Genomic DNA, 19,140 nt, shown 5'->3' on the forward strand with positions numbered 1-19,140 from the left:
CTTATTCAGGCTTGGCTCAGTTCGAAAGGCGCGGCAGCAGCAGATCCTTCAGATCGGTCAGCTTGCCATGGAAGAAGTGTCCGCATTCTGCCACTTTCAGCAGCTCATGGGGGCGCGACAGGCTGTCGGACCATTCGTAAACCAGCTGCGGCGCAACGACTTCGTCGGCATCCGGCTGCACCACGGTGATCGGGCAGCGCTGCGGCAGCGGGAATTCGGCCGTCAGGCGCATGACTGCCGGGGCGATCATGAACAGGTGCTGCAACTCGGTGCCTGCAGCCTCCAGGCGGCCGGCCAGGCTGGTGGCGACGAAGCCGCCGAACGAGAAGCCCATCAGCACCAGCGGCAGTTCAGGATGTCTGGCCCGCAGCCAGGCTGCGGCAGCCTCGGCATCGGCCACTTCGCCTGCGCCCATGTCATGGCTGCCGGCGCTTTGGCCAACGCCACGGTAATTGAAACGCAGGGTGACGTAACCGGCATCGCGGGCGGTGCGTTGCAGCGTCGAGACCACCTTGTTGAGCATGGTGCCGCCCTGAACCGGGTTGGGGTGGCAGATCAGCACCGCGCCACGGGCATCGGCCACATCAAGGTACAAGGCTTCCAGCTGGCCACTGGGGCCATCGATGAACAAGGGGGTTTCGCGGACAAGCAAGGCACTACTCCGTGACCTCGGGAGGGGTCGATTCGTCTAGGTGAGGAATTCTGTTCTGATTTGCGATCGCTCGCGGTATACAGCGCAGGTCTGAGCCGTTAACGTAAAGCAAAGCCGTTTATAGAGGAAGGACTCGTGGAACTCTCGCTCCTTGTTTGGTTGTTGCCAACCCTGGCCCTGGTCATTGGCGTGGTCGTCGGTTTCGTCGTGGCCCGCCTGCTGCCCAATGCCGCGCCCAGCAGCACACAGCGTCAGCTGGATGACATCCAGAAGCGTTTCGACAGCTACCAGAACGAAGTGGTCACCCACTTCAACAGCACCGCCGTGCTGGTCAAGAAACTGACCCAAAGCTACCAGGACGTGCAGGATCACCTGGCCGAAGGCGCCAACAGCCTGGCCCTGGATGAAGTCACTCGCCAACGCCTGCTGGCTGCACTGCACTCCGAAGCGCCGCAAGGCCCACGTGACCGTCTGACCCCGCCGAAAGACACCGCCGAAGTGCCACGCGACTATGCGCCCAAAGCGCCCAACTCGCCGGGCATGCTGGATGAGAGCTACGGGCTCAAGCGTTAATCCGCTGAACATGAAAAAGGCCTCGCAAGAGGCCTTTTTTGTGCAACCTGCATTAACCAGATACGCTTGTTACAGCGCCTTGGCTTGACTCTTTTCCAGCACGTCGATGCGCTGATTCAGCTCGCGTATCGATTCAATCAACGGCGCCACCAACTTCTGGTAGTCCACAGTTAACATTTCACTCTTTTGATGAACGAGCTCTGGATAAACCGCTTGGACATCTTGAGCCATCAAGCCAATATCTTTTCGCCCCGTTTCTTTCCAGGTGAACGTTACGCCTTGCAGCCTCAGCAACTGCTCAGTAGCCCCCTGCAAGACCTCGGGAGAGGTCTTCAGCCGTGCATCACTGAAAGGACAGCATGGCTGGCCTACATCACCGCTGGCCAGAACCGCTCCGCTGGCAGCGACAGATACGAGAACCAGAGCGATGCGAGAAACTGCATTTTTAAACTTCATGATTATGCCTTCAGGTGATCAACGGATACGGAGTAATTTCCGTCTGCACACCCAAACTAAGCCCCCACTTTAACTTCCTCCATGAGAGCATTCTTAAGATACTCGTGAAAAACGAAGCGATTACGTAGGAATTTTATGGGGCTCAAGCGACACAGCAGCTGAGCGCCTGCTCCACATCAGCCAGCAAATCGTCGATATCCTCTAACCCAACCGAAAGCCGAACCAGTCCCTCGGAAATACCATGATGCTCGCGCTCTTTAGGCGTATAGCTAGAGTGCGTCATGCTCGCCGGATGCTGCGCCAACGACTCGGCATCCCCCAGGCTCACCGCCCGTGCAAACAGCTGTAGCGCATTCATGAAGCGCCGCCCCGCCTCGATACCGCCCTTGAGCTCGAAAGCGATCATGCCGCCCGGCAAACGCATCTGCCGTTGCGCCAGTTCGTACTGGGCGAACGACGGCAAACCCGGGTAATGAATCAGCTCCACCTGCGGCTGCCGGGCCAGAAACTCGGCCACCTGCCGGGCATTGCTGCAATGCCGGTCCATGCGCAGGGCCAGGGTCTTGATCCCGCGCATCAGCAACGCCGCATCGTGTGGCGACATTACTGCCCCGGTCATGTCTTTCAGCCCTTCCAGGCGAATACGGTCGACCAGCGCCTTGCGCCCCACAACCAGGCCGGCGGTGATGTCACCATGGCCACTGAGGTACTTGGTTGCCGAATGCACCACTAGGTCCGCACCCAGTTCAAGTGGCCGCTGCAAGTAAGGCGTGCAGTAGGTGTTATCCACCACGACATGCACATCATGCCCCTGCACGGCCTGGGCGACCGCCGCGATGTCCACCAGTTGCATGTTGGGGTTAGCCGGTGTTTCGAAGTAGATCATCCGTGTTTTACTGTTGATCGCCGCTTTCAATGCCTTGGCATCGTTCAGGTCGACATGGCGGACCTTCACCCCGAATTCACCAATACCGTGGTGCAGAAAAGCGAAGGTACAGCCATACAAGGTGCGCCCGACAATCAGTTCATCACCCGGCCGCAACAGGGTCCAGATGGTCGAGGTAATAGCGCCCATACCCGACGCCAACGCCAACCCCGCCTCACCGCCCTCCAGTGAAGCCATGCGTTGTTCCAGCAGGGCCAGGGTGGGGTTGGAGATGCGGCTGTAGAAATGCCCCGCCTCCTCCCCAGCAAAGCACGCAGCGCCGTATTCAACAGTGGGGAAGGCATAGGTAGCGGTCTGGTACACCGGCGGCACCAACGCACCACCGTGGGAAAGCGGGTCGTAGCCATGGTGAATGGCCCGTGTGGAAAAACCGGTGTTGTTATGGGAGTCGCGCATGGCAACAGCCTCTTGTGGTTTGCTATAAGCTTATGCCACCGAGCTGCCCGATTTTTTCCAAAGTAGCCCACGCATCTGCGTGCATACTGGAACAAAAACAATAAATAACGGATCAGGAGGGCAAAATATGCCTTCAAGCCTCGACCGCACCGACCGCGCCCTGCTAGCCGCTCTGCAGGACAACGCCCGCCTCACCGTCGCCGAGCTCGCCGACCAGGTGGCACTCACCACCTCGCCCTGCTGGCGCCGGGTAAAGCTGCTGGAAGACAACGGCTACATCACCGGCTACCAGGCCATCCTCTCGCCCAAGTCGCTGGGGTTTGGCGTGACCGCGTTCGTTAGCATCATGATGGATTCGCACACCAAGGACATGGCACTGGCGTTCGAGCAGCGGCTGATGGAAATTCCCGAGATCGTGGCCTGCCACAACATCTCCGGGCGCTATGACTTTTTGCTGGAAATTCTGGCTAGGGACCTGGAGTCGTTCGGGGAATTCACCCGGGAAGTGCTGCAGCGGTTGCCGGGGGTGAAGGAGATCTATTCGAGTTTTTCCTACAAGGCGGTGAAGGAAAGACGGGTGATACCTGTGTCGGAGAAACACATCTAGGACAGCTCCCTCCAATCACCAGGAACGTTCCTACTGACATACAGCCTGCATCTGACATACAGAAAACTCGCCCCCGGGCACACTTCCCTGCCTTTCACCCAGGGACGACTCCATGGCCAGCCTTCTTCCAGAATTCATCATCCGTAAACTCGAAGGTCGAACATTCGACAGCTTCGACCATTTCTCCCAATGCTTCTGGCTGGCGATCGCAGAGGACCCAATCTACAGCCAGCAATTCATCCCCGCCCAACTCAACCGCCTCAAGAAAGGCTGGCCCCCTCGTGCGCCATTCCATGAGACGGCAAAGGGTCTGCGCTCCTATCAGCTATGCCACCTGAACCCGCCCGAGTGGGGTGGGTTGATGTACGACGCTGAAAACCTACGGATCATGAGCGCCATGCAATACGCGCTTTCATCGGAGACACCATGGTGATCAGCCTGAAACCTTGCCTCGCCGACTATTCATACGATGAGTTCCGGTCGATTGTTGAGGCGTTGATTCAGGCGACAGGCTCACGTGATTGGCAGGACCGATTGCTGGAACACTTTATCGAAGTGGTTGCGCACCCTGAGGGCTCTGACCTTATCTATAACCCAGAGCAGCAGCAGGCTAGCTGCGCCGAGCAGATAGTGGCGCGCATCGTGGCGTGGCGCAGGTCAAAAGAGCTCTCCGTATTCAGTGACTTGCGGTGAGCAACCCAAGCCATGAACGAGTTGACTGATCAAGTACTCGAAGCGTTGTACAAGTACCCGGAACTGCTGAAGCAGGTACCTGCGGGTTCACTTCTGCACAGGGTTCAAGCGTCTCGCTACGATACCAACCCAGTGAACTACCGCGCCGATTCCGATACCCGCTACGCCGACCCTTCCAAACAGGTTGGCGTCTACTACTTGGGCTGTTCTGCAGAAGTTGCCGTCGCCGAGTCGTTCCAGCCGGGCCAAGGCATTGATGATCAACCGGTACGTCTTTCGCGACTGGAACAGACGTCGCTACATTTACTCAGGACGGCACGCGAATTGTACGTGGTCGACGTTGCTGCTCTGGCGAACCGAGCGACTCATCACAAAATACGGGATATCGTTCAGGCTAAGGGCCAAGGCAAAGAAGGTTATGCCTTCACACGAAAGCTCAGCCAAGTGTGCATGAGCCAAGGGCAAGTTGATGGCCTGCTTTATCCGTCAGCGGTCTATAGCGTTACCGGGTCCATGGACGGATGCAACATCGTGCTGTTCGAAGGTCGCTCAATCCAGATCGAAGCGATACGCCATCAGGCTGTGAGCTTGGCAGTGTTGCAAAATGGTGAAACGGTAGTAGAGTTTCTTTACAGCCTGGGCGTAGCGCTGGAGTAGACGCGAAGCCCGACTTTCCTTGAAAGATCAGAATTCACTGCCCAGCTTCGAATGCGTTCAAAAAGTCGCGCTTGATGACTTCCACTGCCGCAGTGTTATCCAGCAAATGAAAGCGTGGCAATACGTTGCTCGGTTCACCGGGCTCTGAATAATCCATGTTGCCGACCAGGTGCTGAACCAGAAAATTCATGGCTTCGGTATCCGCAGGGTCCACTTCGAGCGACTGAATCAACCCGTCGACAAATGGCCTCGGCTTGTTCTCGGCGAACTGGAAAGACGGGTAGTATTTTCTGCGATTGCCAGTGTTCGTGTATGCGAGCAACTTACCGGCTTTTGTCTTCTGACTCAGTGCCTGCTTGGAAATGCCCAGTATTTCACAGGCCGTTCTGGCATCCAGCAACTCGCAACGGCTGATCACACGCTCGAACGCGCGTGCTTTCATCTTGGCCATGGCCTCCTGGTTACGTGTTGCAACACTGCGCTTCGCTTCGACGTCCACCTTGGCGAGGGCAGCAAAAGCTTTTTCGTCTGCGAGGGCCACGGCTTTCAGCACTACAGCTTCCGACGCACGTGCAAGGTGCTCCTCAAAGCGCTGTCTTAGTGCGTCTTTGGCAGCCTCTAGGCAAGCGAATGCAGGGTGAGTCGCTGTGTGGGTAGCGGTTGTCATCGGGCCTCCTCCAGCCTGAGCAGCCTTCTTGCACACAAAGTATGCTTACAATCACGAACTGTCAACTTGTCAACAAGTCAATATGTAAATAGATCGCTACTCGTCGCGATGCAACGCCGCTACAAGGGACCGAGCAGACCTTTGGGACAAGAAATAAAAAACCCCGCCGAAGCGGGGTTTTTATTGCAGGCCAGCGCTTAGATCGCGCCACGCTGACGCAGCACGTCCAGCACCAGCTTCACGCCTTCATCCACGCTGGTGGACTGGGTGTCGATCACCAGGTCAGCATCCAGCGGCACATCGAACGGGAAGCTTTCGCCCGGGATGTTGTCGCCGCCGGCAGCATACAGCCCTTGCGGGTCGCGCTCGCGGCAGGCCAGTGGCGAGGCCTGGACGTAGACGGTTACCAGACGGTCTTTGCCGATCAACGCCTTGGCCTGTTCGCGGCCTTCGGCGTCCGGAGCCACGAACGCAGCCAGGGTCAGCAAGCCGGCTTCGTTGAACTGGCGCGCCACATGGGCGGCGCGGCGCCAGTTCTCGGTGCGGCCGGCGCGGTCCTGTGGCAGGCCCTTGTTCAGGTCGTGGCGCAGGTTCTGGCCGTCGAGCACGTAAACCGCACGGCCCATGTCGAACAGCTTGCGCTCCACGGCGTAGGCCAGGGTGCTCTTGCCGGCGCCAGACAGGCCGCTGAACAGCACGGTGGCTGGCTGCTGACCGAAGCGCAGTGCACGCTCTTCAGTCGACACGTGAGCCTGCTTGCCATGCTGGCCGGTGCTGCCGTGCGGCAGTACTGGCGGGGCGATGATCATGCCGGCGCCGACAGTGCCGTTGGTCAGGCGGTCGATGACGATGAACGCACCGGTGGTGCGGTTGCTGTCGTAACCGTCCAGCGCGATCGAAGCGTCCAGGGCAACCTTGACGCGGCCGATCTCGTTCAGTTGCAGTGCGCTGGCAGCGCCCTGCTCCAGGGTATTCACATCAACCTTGTGGGTGATGCTGGCAATCGAGCCCGGCACGTAGCTGGTGGCGCGCTTGATGTCGTACTTCTTGCCCGGCAGCATCGGCTCTTCGGCCATCCACACCAGCATGGCGTCGAACTGGTCGGTTACCGGCGGTACGTTGTCGGCGTGTACCAGCAGGTCGCCACGGGAGATGTCGATCTCGTCTTCCATGGTCAGGGTCACGGCCTGGCCTGGGCCTGCGTTTTCCAGTTCACCCTCATAGGTGACGATGGACTTGACGCGGCTGCTCTTGCCCGACGGCAGCACGACGATTTCGTCGCCCTTGTGTACCACGCCGCTGGCGATGGTGCCGGCGAAGCCACGGAAGTTCAGGTTCGGGCGGTTCACGTACTGCACCGGGAAGCGCAGGTCGGTGAAGTTGCGGTCGGCCGACACTTCGACGGTTTCGAGGATTTCCATCAGCGTCGGGCCGGCGTACCACGGCGAACGCTCGCTGTGGTTGACCACGTTGTCGCCCTTGAGCGCCGACATCGGCACGAAGTGCAGGCTGCTCGGGGTCAGGTTGATGGCGTCGGCAAACTTCAGGTAGTCGGCCTTGATGGATTCGAAGACTTCCTGGTCGAAGCCCTTCAGGTCCATCTTGTTGACCGCGACCACGATGTGCTTGATGCCCAGCAACGAAGCAATGTAGCTGTGGCGGCGGGTCTGGGTCTGCACGCCGTAGCGGGCATCGACCAGGATGATCGCCAGGTCGCAGGTGGACGCACCGGTGGCCATGTTGCGGGTGTACTGCTCGTGGCCCGGGGTGTCGGCGATGATGAACTTGCGCTTGGCAGTGGAGAAGTAGCGGTAGGCGACATCGATGGTGATGCCCTGCTCGCGCTCGGCCTGCAGGCCGTCTACCAGCAGCGCCAGGTCGACTTCTTCGCCGGTGGTGCCGACTTTCTTCGAATCACGGGTGATGGCCTCGAGGTGGTCCTCGTAGATCATCTTCGAGTCGTGCAGCAGGCGCCCGATCAGGGTGCTCTTGCCGTCGTCAACGTTGCCGCAGGTCAGGAAGCGCAGCAGTTCCTTGCGCTCGTGCTGGGCCAGGTAGGCGAGGATGTCCTCGCTGATCAGATCAGATTGGTGCGACATGGAGTAACCCTGAAATTAGAAGTAGCCTTGGCGTTTCTTGTCTTCCATGGAACCGGCGCCATCGTGGTCGATGACACGGCCCTGGCGCTCGGACGTACGGGTCAGGAGCATTTCCTGAATGATGTCCGTCAGGGTCTCGGCTTCCGACTCGACAGCACCCGTCAACGGGTAGCAACCGAGGGTACGGAAACGCACCTTCTTCTTGACGATGCGCGCTTTCTCTTCATCGGTGAGATGCTCGAGGATGCGCTCGTCGTCGATCATGATCAGGGTGCCGTTCTTCTCGATCACTTCGCGCTCAGCGGCGAAGTACAGCGGCACGATCGGGATGCCTTCGAGGTAGATGTACTGCCAGATGTCCAGCTCGGTCCAGTTCGACAGCGGGAAGACGCGGATCGACTCGCCCTTGTTGACCTTGCCGTTGTACACGTTCCACAGCTCGGGGCGCTGGTTTTTCGGGTCCCAGCGGTGCTTGCTGTCCCGGAACGAATACACACGCTCCTTGGCCCGCGACTTCTCTTCGTCGCGGCGCGCGCCACCGAAGGCGGCGTCGAAACCATGCTTGTCCAGTGCCTGCTTCAGGCCCTGGGTCTTCATGATGTCGGTGTGCTTGGAGCTGCCATGGGTGAACGGGTTGATGCCCTGCGCCACACCCTCGGGGTTGACGTGGGTGATCAGTTCCAGGCCCATTTCCTCGACCATCTTGTCGCGGAAGCTGTACATCTCCTGGAATTTCCACTGGGTGTCGACGTGCATCACCGGGAACGGCAGCTTGCCCGGGAAGAAGGCCTTGCGCGCCAGGTGCAGCATCACGGCGGAATCCTTGCCGATCGAGTACAGCATCACCGGGTTATCGAACTCGGCGGCCACCTCGCGGATAATGTGGATGCTCTCCGCCTCCAGCTGTTTCAAGTGCGTCAGTTTGTCGACCATGGCTACTCACGAAAAACGATCTTATGGACGGCCTGCGGGCCGTGTTCGAGCGAGCCACTTTATCACAGCGGCTTCTTCTATTTAGGCGGCGGGCTAGATCGAAAAGGTCTAACGATATGACTGGGGGTTTGGGCTGAAACGGGGGCCGCCCTGCGGCCCTTCGCGGGCATGCCCGCTCCCACAGAGACCGCATCGCTCTCAAATCCTGTGACGATCCTGTGGGAGCGGGCGCGCCCGCGAAGAAGGCAACATCGATCTCAGATGGGGTTCGGGCAATCGATGAACAGGTGCTCCACGGCAAAGCGCCGCGCCAGGTAATCACCCAGTGCCTGCACCCCGTATCGCTCGGTCGCATGGTGCCCGGCCGCGATGAAGCTGACGCCGTTCTCGCGTGCACTGTGGTAGGTCTGCTCGGATGCCTCACCCGTCAGGTACAGGTCCACTCCGGCCGCAATCGCCGTATCGATGTAACCCTGCCCGCCCCCGGTACACCAGCCGACCCGACGGATCATCTCGTCGCCTTCGATCAGCAACGGCTCACGTCCCAGCACTTCCTGCACGCGCCGGGCAAAGTCGCGGGCCGTCATCGGTTCGACCAGCGAGCCGACCAGTCCCACCACCTTGGGGTTTTCCGGGTCCAGCGGCCCTTCGACGGTGATGTCCAGTTGCCGTGCCAGCTGCACGTTGTTGCCCACGTCCGGGTGCACATCCAGCGGCAGGTGAAATGCCAGCAGGCTGATATCGTTGTTCAGCAGGGTCTTCAGCCGACGCTGACGAATGCCTGTGATGCACGGGTTCTCACCCTTCCAGAAGTAACCATGGTGCACCAGTACCAGGTCGGCCTCGGCCTCGACTGCGGCATCCAGCAACGCCTGGCTGGCGGTAACACCGCTGACGATGCGGCTGACCTGCGGCCGGCCTTCGACCTGCAGGCCATTGGGGCAATAATCCTGGATCTTCGCGCTGCCCAGGTAGCGTTCGGCTTCCTCGACCAGGGTGTTGAGAGCGACGGCCATGAAAATCTCCTCGAAAACTGCGCTTTTCTCGGGCGCAACGCCCGTATAATGCCGGCCATTATGGGCCGTCGCCGGCACTGGGGGAACCGGTGTATGATCGCGCGCGCTCATGCCCCACTGCGCGGCCAATGGCCCCTGCTCTTTCCAGGATTCGTTCATGTTCAAGGCGTTTCGTTACTTTGGCTGGCCCCTGCTCACCGGCGTGCTGATCGCCATGCTGATCATCCAGCGCTTCCCGGAATGGGTCGGCCTGCCCAGCCAGGACGTCAACCTGCAACAGGCGCCGCAAACCACCCGCATCATGCAGGGCCCGGTATCTTACGCCGACGCGGTGACGCTGGCCGCGCCTGCGGTGGTCAACCTGTACACCACCAAAGTGGTGAACAAAAGCGCCCACCCATTGTTCGAAGACCCACAGTTCCGCCGCTTCTTCGGCGACAACCTGCCCAAGCAGCGCCGCTGGGAGTCGAGCCTGGGCTCGGCAGTGATCATGAGCCCCGAGGGCTACCTGCTGACCAATAACCATGTCACCAGCGGGGCCGACCAGATCGTCGTGGCGTTGAAGGATGGCCGCGAAACCCTGGCCCGAGTGATCGGCAGCGACCCGGAAACCGACCTGGCAGTGCTGAAGATCGACCTGAAGAACCTGCCGGCGATCACCATCGGCCGTTCTGACACCATTCACATCGGCGACGTGTCGCTGGCCATCGGTAACCCGTTCGGCGTCGGCCAGACCGTCACCATGGGTATCATCAGCGCCACCGGCCGTAACCAGCTGGGCCTGAACAACTACGAAGACTTCATCCAGACCGACGCCGCCATCAACCCGGGTAACTCGGGCGGCGCCTTGGTCGATGCCAATGGCAACCTGGTCGGTATCAACACCGCCATCTTCTCCAAGTCGGGCGGTTCGCAAGGCATCGGCTTCGCCATCCCGGTGAAACTGGCATTGGAGGTGATGAAGTCGATCGTCGAGCATGGCCAGGTGATCCGTGGGTGGCTGGGCATCGAAGTACAGCCGCTGAGCCAGGAACTGGCCGAGTCGTTCGGCATGAAGGACCGCCCGGGTATCGTGGTGGCGGGCATCTTCCGCGAAGGGCCGGCGGCCAAGGCCGGGCTGCAACTGGGTGACGTGATTCTGAGCATCAACGGGGAACCGGCCGGTGACGGGCGCAAGTCGATGAACCAGGTGGCACGGATCAAGCCCAACGAGAAGATCACCATCGAGGTGATGCGCAATGGGCAGCAGTTGAAGCTGATTGCCGAGGTGGGGCTGCGGCCACCACCTGCTCCGGCAGCCACACAAGAAGAGAAGTAAAAAATGGGGCCGCTTAGCGGCCCCATTTGCATCAGTGCAGGATCTGGCTGAGGAACAACTTGGTCCGGTCACTGCGCGGCCGGTCGAAGAAGTCATCCGGCGCCGCCTGCTCCACGATCTCCCCCTTGTCCATGAAGATCACCCGGTTCGCCACGGTGCGGGCAAAGCCCATTTCGTGGGTTACACAGAGCATGGTCATGCCATCCTCGGCCAGGCCCACCATGGTATCGAGCACTTCCTTGACCATTTCCGGGTCCAGCGCCGAGGTCGGTTCGTCGAACAGCATGATCTTCGGCTTCATGCACAGCGCACGGGCAATCGCCACGCGCTGCTGCTGGCCACCGGACAACTGCCCCGGGTACTTGTGCGCCTGCTCCGGAATGCGCACGCGCTCCAGATAATGCATGGCAATTTCCTCGGCCTTGCGCCGTGGCATCTTGCGCACCCACATCGGTGCCAGGGTGCAGTTTTCCAGAATGCTCAGGTGCGGGAACAGGTTGAAGTGCTGGAACACCATGCCCACCTCGCGGCGGATGGCCTCGATCTGCTTGAGGTCGTTGGTCAGCTCCACGCCATCCACCACGATGCGCCCCTGCTGGTGTTCTTCCAGGCGGTTGAGGCAACGGATAGTGGTGGACTTGCCCGAACCGGACGGCCCGCACAGCACGATTCGCTCGCCCTGGCGCACGTTCAGGTTGATGTCCTTGAGCACATGGAACTGGCCATACCACTTGTTCACACCCTGCATCTGGATGATGCCTTCGGGGCCAGCAGGCTGCTTGATCGCTTCACTCATTTCGAAACTCCTAACGCTTGTGGCCAGTGTCCAGCTTGCGCTCCAGGTGCATGGAGTAGCGGGACATACCGAAACAGAAAATCCAGAACACCAGGGCGGCGAACACATAGCCCTCGGTGGCCATGCCCAGCCAGGCCGGGTCGGCGGCGGCTTGCTTGACGCTGTTCAGCAGGTCGAACAGGCCGATGATGATCACAAGGCTTGTGTCCTTGAACAGGGCAATGAAGGTGTTGACTATGCCGGGGATCACCAGCTTGAGCGCCTGCGGCAGAATCACCAGGCCCATCGCGCGCCAGTAGCCCAGGCCCATGGCCGCAGCGGCTTCGTACTGGCCCTTGGGAATGGCTTGCAGGCCCCCGCGTACCACTTCGGCGATGTACGCCGACTGGAACAGGATCACGCCGATCATCGCCCGCAGCAGCTTGTCGAAGCTCATGCCTTCAGGCAGGAACAACGGCAGCATCACCGACGACATGAACAGCACGGTGATCAACGGCACGCCGCGCCAGAACTCGATGAAGGTCACGCACACCACCTTCACGGCCGGCATCCGCGAACGCCGGCCCAGGGCCAGCAGGATGCCCAGCGGCAAGGCGCCGACGATGCCCACGGTGGCGATCACCAGGGTCAGCATCAGCCCGCCCCACTGGCTGGTGGCCACGGTTTCCAGGCCAAGCACGCCGCCATGCAGCAGGGTGTAGGCCAGGATCGGGTACAGCACCAGGAACCCCAGGCCATAGAAGGCCTTGCGCGGGAAACGCTTGATGAACAGCGGTGCAGCGCCGAGCACGGCAAGCCACACGGTCAGGTCCACGCGCCAGCGCAACTCAGCCGGGTAATAGCCGTACATGAACTGGCCGAAGCGCTGCTGCACGAACACCCAGCAGGCGCCTTCCTTGGTGCAGTCGGCGCGGGTGGTGCCGACCCAGTTGGCATCGATCAACGCCCACTGGATAAGCGGCGGCACGATCAGCCACACCAGGTAGATGGCAAACAGGGTCAGCAGCGTGTTGAGCCAGCTGGAAAACAGATTGGCACGCATCCATGCGAGCACGCCGACGGTTTTCACCGGTGGCGGCATGTCGGGTTTGAAAACATGGGCATTCACGGGCGTATCCTCACCGCTCGATCAGCGCAATGCGCTTGTTGTACCAGTTCATCAGCAGCGAAATGCTGATGCTGATGGCGAGATAGACACTCATGGTGATCGCAATCACCTCGATGGCCTGGCCGGTCTGGTTGAGCACGGTACCGGCGAACAGCGAGACCATCTCCGGATAACCGATACCGGCCGCCAGCGACGAGTTTTTCGCCAGGTTCAGGTATTGGCTGGTCAGCGGCGGAATGATCACCCGCAGTGCCTGGGGGATGATCACCTTGCGCAGGGTCGGCCCCTCGCGCAGGCCCAGCGAGCGTGCGGCTTCGGTTTGGCCGTGGCTGACCGAACGGATGCCGGAACGCACGATTTCGGCAATGAAGGCGGCCGTATAGATCGTCAGGGCCAGGGTCAGCGCCAGCAGCTCGGGGATCAATACCCAGCCACCGACGAAGTTGAAGCCTTTCAGTTGCGGCACTTCCCAGGTCACCGGGCTGCCGAACAGCAGCACGCTCAGGCCCGGAATGGCGACGAACAACGCCAGCCCCACCCAGAACTTGTGAAACGGCACGCCGGTCTCGTCGAAGCGCTTGTTGGCATAACGCACCATCACCACGATCGCCATCACCGCCACGGCCAAGGCAACGACGAACGGCCAGAAGCCGTCGGCCATCGAAGCGCCGGGCATGTTCAGGCCACGGTTACTGATAAAGAAGGTGTCGTCGATGTTGATGCTGCCCCGCGGTCCCGGCAGGGTCAGAAACACGGCGAAGTACCAGAACAGGATCTGCAACAACGGCGGAATGTTGCGGAAGGTTTCCACATACACGGTCGCCAGCTTGTTGATCATCCAGTTAGGCGACAACCGAGCCACACCGATGATGAACCCCAGGATCGTCGCCAGAATGACACCGATGAAGGTCACCAGCAGGGTATTGAGCAGGCCGATGACGAACACCCGCGCATAGCTGTCGGATTCGACATACGGGATCAGGTGCTGGGCGATGCCGAAGCCGGCACTGCGGTCGAGAAAGTCGAAGCCCGAGGTAATCCCCCGGTGTTGCAGGTTGGTTTGCGTGTTGTGGAACAGGTACCAGCCCAGGCCGACCACGAAAACGATCGTGAGGATCTGGAACAGCCACGCGCGCACACGCGGATCGTTAAGGGACAAGCCCTTGGGTGCGCCGATTTGATTTTGCATGAAGTGCCCCGGACAGTAGGGATTCGAACAGCCTGCGGCGGCGGGATGCCGCCGCAGGGTGCAGCCATCAGCGCACAGGTGGCGCGTACTGGATGCCGCCGTTGTTCCACAGGGCGTTCATGCCACGGTCGATCTTCAGGTCGGTGCTCTGGCCCAGGTTCTTCTCGAACACTTCGCCGTAGTTGCCGACTTGCTTCACGATTTGCACTACCCAGTCTTTGGGCAGCTTGAGGTCCTTGCCGTACTCACCGTCCGCGCCCAGCAGGCGAGCGACGTCCGGGTTTTTGGTGGCCTTGGCTTCGGCCTCGACATTCTTCGAGGTGATGCCCGCCTCTTCGGCGTTGAGCATGGCGAACAGGGTCCACTTGACGATGCTGAACCACTCCTCGTCACCTTTACGCACCACCGGGCCCAGTGGCTCCTTGGAGATGGTCTCCGGCAGCACCACGTACTCGGTCGGCGCGGCCAGCTTGGAGCGCTGGGCGAACAGCTGCGACTTGTCCGAGGTCAGCACGTCGCAACGGCCCGATTCCAGCGACTTGGCGCTTTCGTCCGAGGTGTCGAAGGTGATCGGCGTGTACTTGAGGTTATTGGCGCGGAAGAAGTCCGACACGTTCAGCTCGGTGGTGGTACCGGCCTGGATACAGATGGTCGCGCCATCGAGCTCCTTGGCGCTGGAAACACCCAGCTTCTTGTTGACCAGGAAACCTACGCCGTCATAGTAGGTGACACCGGCAAACACCAGGCCCATGCCGGCATCGCGCGAGCTGGTCCAGGTGGTGTTGCGCGACAGCACGTCGACCTCGCCCGACTGCAGGGCGGTGAAGCGTTCCTTGGCGTTGAGCTGGCTGAACTTGACCTTGGTCGCATCGCCGAACACGGCGGCGGCCACGGCGCGGCACACATCGGCGTCGATACCGACGATCTTGCCCTGTGCATCAGGGACCGAGAAGCCCGGAAGACCGTCGCTCACGCCACACTGGACGAAGCCCTTCTTCTTTACCGCATCGAGGGTGGCGCCAGCCTGGGCGTTGCTCACGGCGCCCAGCGCGGCGGCAGCGGTCAGGACTGCCAGGGTGGTTTTCAACATCTTCATTCACAACCTCCAAATCGCTCTTGTTGTATCGAGCCGGAATTGCACCGCACCCTTTTGAGGCGTATCCGACCCGTATTGGCTTGTTATTGGGTCAATTGGCGCAATGGGCTGTTCTATGACAGCCTTCGCGTGCAAAGGGTGTTACCGTCACGGCCTGCCCTTTGCATCACAGGTTGAATTGCAAAGCGCGTACCAAAATTTCTGGCAGTAGCGTTTAAGCGCTCGTCAAGTAGGGAAAGTTGTATCGTTGCGACATTCTTTTTCCGACAATCATTTCCAGTGCCTTCTTTTCACGCACGCCATAACAAGACCCGCACACTTTCGGAGCAGTCATGACCAACCCGCTGATTCTCGAACCGCAGAAAACCGCTGATGCCTGTGTGATCTGGTTGCACGGTCTGGGTGCAGACCGTTACGACTTCCTACCTGTGGCCGAATTCATGCAGGAGCGCCTGGCCACCACCCGCTTCATCATGCCCCAGGCCCCAACCCGCCCGGTGACCATCAATGGCGGCTACGCCATGCCCAGCTGGTACGACATCAAGGCCATGACCCCGGCCCGCGCCATTGACGAAGCGCAGCTGGAGGAATCGGCCGAACAGGTGATTGCCCTGATCAAGGCCGAGCAGGCCAAAGGCATCAACCTGTCGCGTATTTTCCTGGCCGGTTTCTCCCAGGGTGGCGCGGTGGTGCTGCACACTGCCTATATAAAGTGGCAAGAAGCACTGGGCGGGGTGATTGCCCTGTCCACCTATGCCCCCACCTTCAACGACCAGCACCAGTTGAGTGCGTGCCAGCAACGCACCCCGGCCCTGTGCCTGCACGGCGTGCACGACCCGGTGGTCATCCCGTCCATGGGCCGCACCGCCTTCGAGTACCTGAACACCTGGGGCGTGGCCGCCCGCTGGCACGAGTACCCGATGGAGCACGAGGTGGTGGTCGAGGAGCTGAACGACATCCACGAATGGCTGGCCAAGCAACTGCAATAAGCGAGGGCCGCCTGTAGTTGTAGGGCTATTCCACTACGCCGCGCCCGGTTCTTGCATTACACTGCCCGGCGTACATTCCTTAACCAGTTGATGAGACGATCGTGCTCAAGGCACTCAAGAAAATATTCGGCAAGGGAGACGCCGCGCCACAAGCCGCCGCTCCTGCTGCCAGCGTGACGCCGCCTGCGCCCGCCCCGGCCACAGAGGCCCGGCCCGCGCCCAAACCGGCCGCCCCACGCGCCAAACCTGCCCCTAAGGCCGAACAGCCAACCGCCGCCACGCCAGCCGCCGACACCCCGGCCAAGGAAAAACCGCGTCGCGAGCGCAAGCCCAAGCCGCAGGCCAGCCTGTGGAAGCCGGAAGACTTCGTGGTCGAGCCACAGGAAGGCAAAACCCGCTTCCACGACTTCAAGCTGTCCAACGAGCTGATGCACGCCATCCACGACCTGGGCTTCCCGTACTGCACGCCGATCCAGGCGCAAGTGCTGGGTTACACCCTGCGTGGCCAGGACGCCATCGGCCGGGCGCAGACCGGTACCGGCAAAACCGCCGCGTTCCTGATTTCGATCATTTCCCAGCTGCAGCAGACGCCGCCGCCCAAAGAGCGTTACATGGGTGAACCGCGTGCGCTGATCATCGCGCCCACCCGCGAGCTGGTGGTGCAAATCGCCAAGGACGCCATCGCCTTGACCAAGTACACCGGTCTGAACGTGATGAGCTTCGTCGGCGGCATGGACTTCGACAAGCAGCTCAAGGCCCTGGAAGCGCGCCACTGCGACATCCTGGTCGCCACCCCGGGTCGCCTGCTGGACTTCAACCAGCGCGGCGAAGTGCACCTGGACATGGTCGAGGTGATGGTGCTGGACGAAGCCGACCGCATGCTCGACATGGGCTTCATCCCGCAGGTACGCCAGATCATTCGCCAGACGCCGCCGAAAAGCGAGCGCCAGACCCTGCTGTTCTCGGCCACCTTCACCGACGACGTGATGAACCTGGCCAAGCAGTGGACCACCAACCCGGCCATCGTCGAGATCGAGCCGGAGAACGTGGCCAGCGAAACGGTCGAGCAGCACGTGTATGCCGTAGCCGGCAGCGACAAGTACAAGCTGCTGTACAACCTGGTGACCCAGAACAAATGGGAACGGGTGATGGTGTTTGCCAACCGCAAGGACGAAGTGCGGCGCATCGAGGAAAAACTGGTACGCGACGGCATCAATGCCGCCCAGCTGTCGGGCGACGTGCCGCAGCACAAGCGCATTCGTACCCTGGAAAGCTTCCGCGAAGGGCGCATTACCGTGCTGGTGGCGACTGATGTGGCGGGGCGTGGTATTCACATCGATGGCATCAGCCATGTGATCAACTTCACCCTGCCGGAAGACCCGGATGACTACGTGCACCGCATTGGCCGCACAGGGCGTGCGGGAACCAGTGGCGTGTCGATCAGCTTTGCCGGGGAGGATGACTCCTACCAGCTGCCGGCGATCGAAGAATTGCTGGGGCGCAAGATCAAGTGTGAGATGCCGCCGGATGAGCTGCTGAAGCCGGTGCCGCGCAAGCATCACTGACCTGTCAGTGGGCTACATACCCCCTGTGGGAGCGGCCTTGTGTCGCGAAAGGGCCGCAAAGCGGCCCCATCAATTTTTGCATCATCGCTAATATCCTGGGGCCGCTTCGCGGCCCTTTCGCGACACAAGGCCGCTCCCACAAGGGGCCAATAATGCCTTGACTACCAGCGCCCCGCCGCATCCTGGTCACTCTGCCTGCCTTCAACCCACCGCGGCCCTTCCTGGGTATTCTCCTTCTTCCAGAACGGCGCCCGGGTCTTCAGGTAGTCCATGATGAAGTTGCAGGCATCGAACGCCGCCTGCCGATGGGCACTGGCCACCCCCACGAACACAATCGGCTCGCCCGGCTCCAGCGCCCCTATGCGGTGCAGCACCTCTACCTTGAGCAACGGCCAACGCTGCTCGGCCTCGACCACGATCTTGGCCAAGGCCTTTTCGGTCATCCCCGGATAGTGCTCCAGGAACATCCCTGCCACCTCGCGACCGTCGTTGAAATCCCGCACATACCCGACAAAACCGACCACCGCGCCCACGCCGACGTTGGCCGCATGCATGGCATTGATCTCGGCGCCCGGGTCGAACGCGCCTTCCTGCACTCGCACTGCCATGTTCAGCCTCCGGTCACCGGCGGGAAGAATGCCACTTCATCACCCTCTTCCAGTGGTTCATCCAGCCTGCACAGCTCTTCGTTGCGCGCACACATCAAGTTTTGCTCAGCCAGCAGCTCATACTTCCCACCCTTGGCCACCAACGCCTTACGCACATCGTCGAGCACATTGAACGCACCTTCCACGCACTCGGCATCCACGCCCAGCTGTTCGCGGTAACGGGCGAAGTACATCACCTTGACCTTCATCATGCCTCCACCTTGTAGTGCCCGCTCTTGCCACCGAGCTTTTCCAGCAGGCGTACCTGCTCGATGACCATGCCCTTGTCCACGGCCTTGCACATGTCGTAGATCGTCAGCGCAGCGACGCTGGCGGCGGTCAGCGCCTCCATCTCGACGCCGGTCTGCCCGGCGAGCTTGCAGCGGGCGACGATGCGCACGGCGTTCTGCCCTTCTGCACTGAGTTCGACTTTGACGCTGGTCAGCATCAATGGGTGGCACAGCGGGATCAGGTCGCTGGTCTTCTTCGCTGCCTGAATCCCGGCAATACGCGCCACGGCGAACACGTCGCCCTTGGGGTGCTCACCGTCGACGATCATCTGCAAGGTCTGCGGCAACATGCGCACCCGCGCCTCGGCAGTGGCCTCGCGCTCGGTCACGGCCTTTTCAGTGACGTCGACCATATTGGCCCGCCCCTGGGAATCAAGATGTGTCAGCACTGCTCTGCTCCTGTGAAGGGAACAGCCAGTGTAAACCTGTGGGTCAGGTTTGAGCAGT

At 60.7% G+C, this 19,140-nt stretch carries 22 protein-coding genes; 8 read left to right on the top strand and 14 right to left on the bottom strand.

The features are described 5' to 3' along the window. Positions 1–16 precede the first annotated feature (16 nt). Positions 17–652 (bottom strand): alpha/beta hydrolase, encoded by a 636-nt coding sequence (locus tag N436_RS04640; protein WP_105945734.1) that lies wholly within the window; start codon positions 650–652, stop codon positions 17–19. Between the two features lie 135 nt (positions 653–787). Between N436_RS04640 and N436_RS04645 the strand changes: the two genes are divergently transcribed. Continuing rightward, positions 788–1,225: a YhcB family protein gene (locus N436_RS04645; protein ID WP_016713539.1), complete on the top strand. Its 438-nt coding sequence runs from the start codon at positions 788–790 to the stop codon at positions 1,223–1,225. Between the two features lie 69 nt (positions 1,226–1,294). Here N436_RS04645 and N436_RS04650 read toward each other — a convergent pair whose 3' ends face one another. Together N436_RS04650 and N436_RS04655 are read right to left on the bottom strand one after the other, a co-directional pair. Continuing rightward, entirely contained in the window at positions 1,295–1,681 is a 387-nt protein-coding gene (locus N436_RS04650) for a tail fiber domain-containing protein (RefSeq protein WP_110740501.1), read from the bottom strand. Between the two features lie 142 nt (positions 1,682–1,823). Next, entirely contained in the window at positions 1,824–3,023 is a 1,200-nt protein-coding gene (locus N436_RS04655; RefSeq protein WP_105945732.1) for a methionine gamma-lyase, read from the bottom strand. 127 nt (positions 3,024–3,150) lie between these two features. Here N436_RS04655 and N436_RS04660 point away from each other — a divergent pair, with 127 nt between their 5' ends. From N436_RS04660 to N436_RS04675, 4 genes are all read left to right on the top strand, one after another. Further along, complete coding sequence (locus N436_RS04660; RefSeq protein ID WP_016498026.1) at positions 3,151–3,630, top strand: Lrp/AsnC family transcriptional regulator; 480 nt, start codon at positions 3,151–3,153, stop codon at positions 3,628–3,630. Positions 3,631–3,742: 112 nt separating this feature from the next. Further along, positions 3,743–4,063, top strand: coding sequence for an S-type pyocin (locus N436_RS04665; RefSeq protein WP_105945731.1), 321 nt, complete (start codon positions 3,743–3,745; stop codon positions 4,061–4,063). Further along, complete coding sequence (locus N436_RS04670; RefSeq protein WP_105945730.1) at positions 4,057–4,323, top strand: bacteriocin immunity protein; 267 nt, start codon at positions 4,057–4,059, stop codon at positions 4,321–4,323. Before N436_RS04665 ends, N436_RS04670 begins: the two co-directional genes overlap by 7 nt. Before the next feature lie 12 nt (positions 4,324–4,335). After that, positions 4,336–4,980 (top strand): RES family NAD+ phosphorylase, encoded by a 645-nt coding sequence (locus tag N436_RS04675; protein WP_105945729.1) that lies wholly within the window; start codon positions 4,336–4,338, stop codon positions 4,978–4,980. 34 nt (positions 4,981–5,014) lie between these two features. Here N436_RS04675 and N436_RS04680 read toward each other — a convergent pair whose 3' ends face one another. The 4 genes from N436_RS04680 to N436_RS04695 form a co-directional block, all read right to left on the bottom strand. Further along, positions 5,015–5,647 (bottom strand): hypothetical protein, encoded by a 633-nt coding sequence (locus N436_RS04680; RefSeq protein ID WP_177410250.1) that lies wholly within the window; start codon positions 5,645–5,647, stop codon positions 5,015–5,017. Positions 5,648–5,844: 197 nt separating this feature from the next. Beyond that, positions 5,845–7,746 (bottom strand): sulfate adenylyltransferase subunit CysN, encoded by a 1,902-nt coding sequence (cysN, locus tag N436_RS04685; protein WP_105945727.1) that lies wholly within the window; start codon positions 7,744–7,746, stop codon positions 5,845–5,847. A 15-nt stretch (positions 7,747–7,761) separates the two neighbouring features. Next, on the bottom strand, positions 7,762–8,679 hold the full coding sequence (gene cysD, locus N436_RS04690) for a sulfate adenylyltransferase subunit CysD (RefSeq protein WP_013974136.1): 918 nt from the start codon (positions 8,677–8,679) through the stop codon (positions 7,762–7,764). Positions 8,680–8,936: 257 nt separating this feature from the next. Continuing rightward, positions 8,937–9,695 carry a Nif3-like dinuclear metal center hexameric protein gene (locus N436_RS04695; RefSeq protein WP_105945726.1) on the bottom strand — a complete coding sequence of 253 codons (759 nt, stop codon included), beginning with the start codon at positions 9,693–9,695 and terminating at the stop codon, positions 8,937–8,939. A 157-nt stretch (positions 9,696–9,852) separates the two neighbouring features. Between N436_RS04695 and algW the strand changes: the two genes are divergently transcribed. Then, positions 9,853–11,013: a Do family serine endopeptidase AlgW gene (gene algW / locus N436_RS04700; protein WP_019098030.1), complete on the top strand. Its 1,161-nt coding sequence runs from the start codon at positions 9,853–9,855 to the stop codon at positions 11,011–11,013. 31 nt (positions 11,014–11,044) lie between these two features. Here the strand turns inward: algW and N436_RS04705 are convergent, their stop codons facing one another. The 4 genes from N436_RS04705 to N436_RS04720 all read right to left on the bottom strand — a co-directional run bounded on the left by N436_RS04705 (position 11,045) and on the right by N436_RS04720 (position 15,202). Beyond that, positions 11,045–11,809 carry an amino acid ABC transporter ATP-binding protein gene (locus N436_RS04705; protein WP_003251792.1) on the bottom strand — a complete coding sequence of 255 codons (765 nt, stop codon included), beginning with the start codon at positions 11,807–11,809 and terminating at the stop codon, positions 11,045–11,047. 10 nt (positions 11,810–11,819) lie between these two features. Continuing rightward, positions 11,820–12,917 (bottom strand): amino acid ABC transporter permease, encoded by a 1,098-nt coding sequence (locus tag N436_RS04710; protein WP_016713533.1) that lies wholly within the window; start codon positions 12,915–12,917, stop codon positions 11,820–11,822. Between the two features lie 10 nt (positions 12,918–12,927). Beyond that, a complete protein-coding gene (locus tag N436_RS04715; protein ID WP_110740502.1) occupies positions 12,928–14,106 on the bottom strand; it encodes an amino acid ABC transporter permease in 1,179 nt (392 codons plus the stop codon). A gap of 67 nt (positions 14,107–14,173) precedes the next feature. Beyond that, a complete protein-coding gene (locus tag N436_RS04720) occupies positions 14,174–15,202 on the bottom strand; it encodes an amino acid ABC transporter substrate-binding protein (RefSeq protein WP_016713531.1) in 1,029 nt (342 codons plus the stop codon). Between the two features lie 332 nt (positions 15,203–15,534). Between N436_RS04720 and N436_RS04725 the strand changes: the two genes are divergently transcribed. Continuing rightward, on the top strand, positions 15,535–16,191 hold the full coding sequence (locus tag N436_RS04725) for an alpha/beta hydrolase (RefSeq protein WP_060499778.1): 657 nt from the start codon (positions 15,535–15,537) through the stop codon (positions 16,189–16,191). A gap of 101 nt (positions 16,192–16,292) precedes the next feature. Further along, entirely contained in the window at positions 16,293–17,756 is a 1,464-nt protein-coding gene (gene rhlB / locus N436_RS04730; RefSeq protein ID WP_105945724.1) for an ATP-dependent RNA helicase RhlB, read from the top strand. 161 nt (positions 17,757–17,917) lie between these two features. On the opposite strand, the gene moaE is transcribed toward rhlB, so the two are convergent. From moaE to moaC, 3 genes are read right to left on the bottom strand one after another with little or no spacing between them, the layout of a single operon-like run. Next, positions 17,918–18,364, bottom strand: a complete 447-nt coding sequence (gene moaE, locus N436_RS04735) for a molybdopterin synthase catalytic subunit MoaE (protein ID WP_105945723.1) — start codon at positions 18,362–18,364, stop codon at positions 17,918–17,920. Between the two features lie 2 nt (positions 18,365–18,366). Continuing rightward, a complete protein-coding gene (moaD, locus tag N436_RS04740) occupies positions 18,367–18,612 on the bottom strand; it encodes a molybdopterin converting factor subunit 1 (RefSeq protein WP_105945722.1) in 246 nt (81 codons plus the stop codon). Further along, positions 18,612–19,082, bottom strand: a complete 471-nt coding sequence (gene moaC / locus N436_RS04745; RefSeq protein WP_105945721.1) for a cyclic pyranopterin monophosphate synthase MoaC — start codon at positions 19,080–19,082, stop codon at positions 18,612–18,614. Before moaC ends, moaD begins: the two co-directional genes overlap by 1 nt. Between the last annotated feature and the right edge of the window lie 58 nt (positions 19,083–19,140).

This window comes from Pseudomonas sp. RV120224-01b (genome assembly GCF_003208145.1).
Taxonomy (GTDB): Bacteria; Pseudomonadota; Gammaproteobacteria; order Pseudomonadales; family Pseudomonadaceae; genus Aquipseudomonas; species Aquipseudomonas monteilii.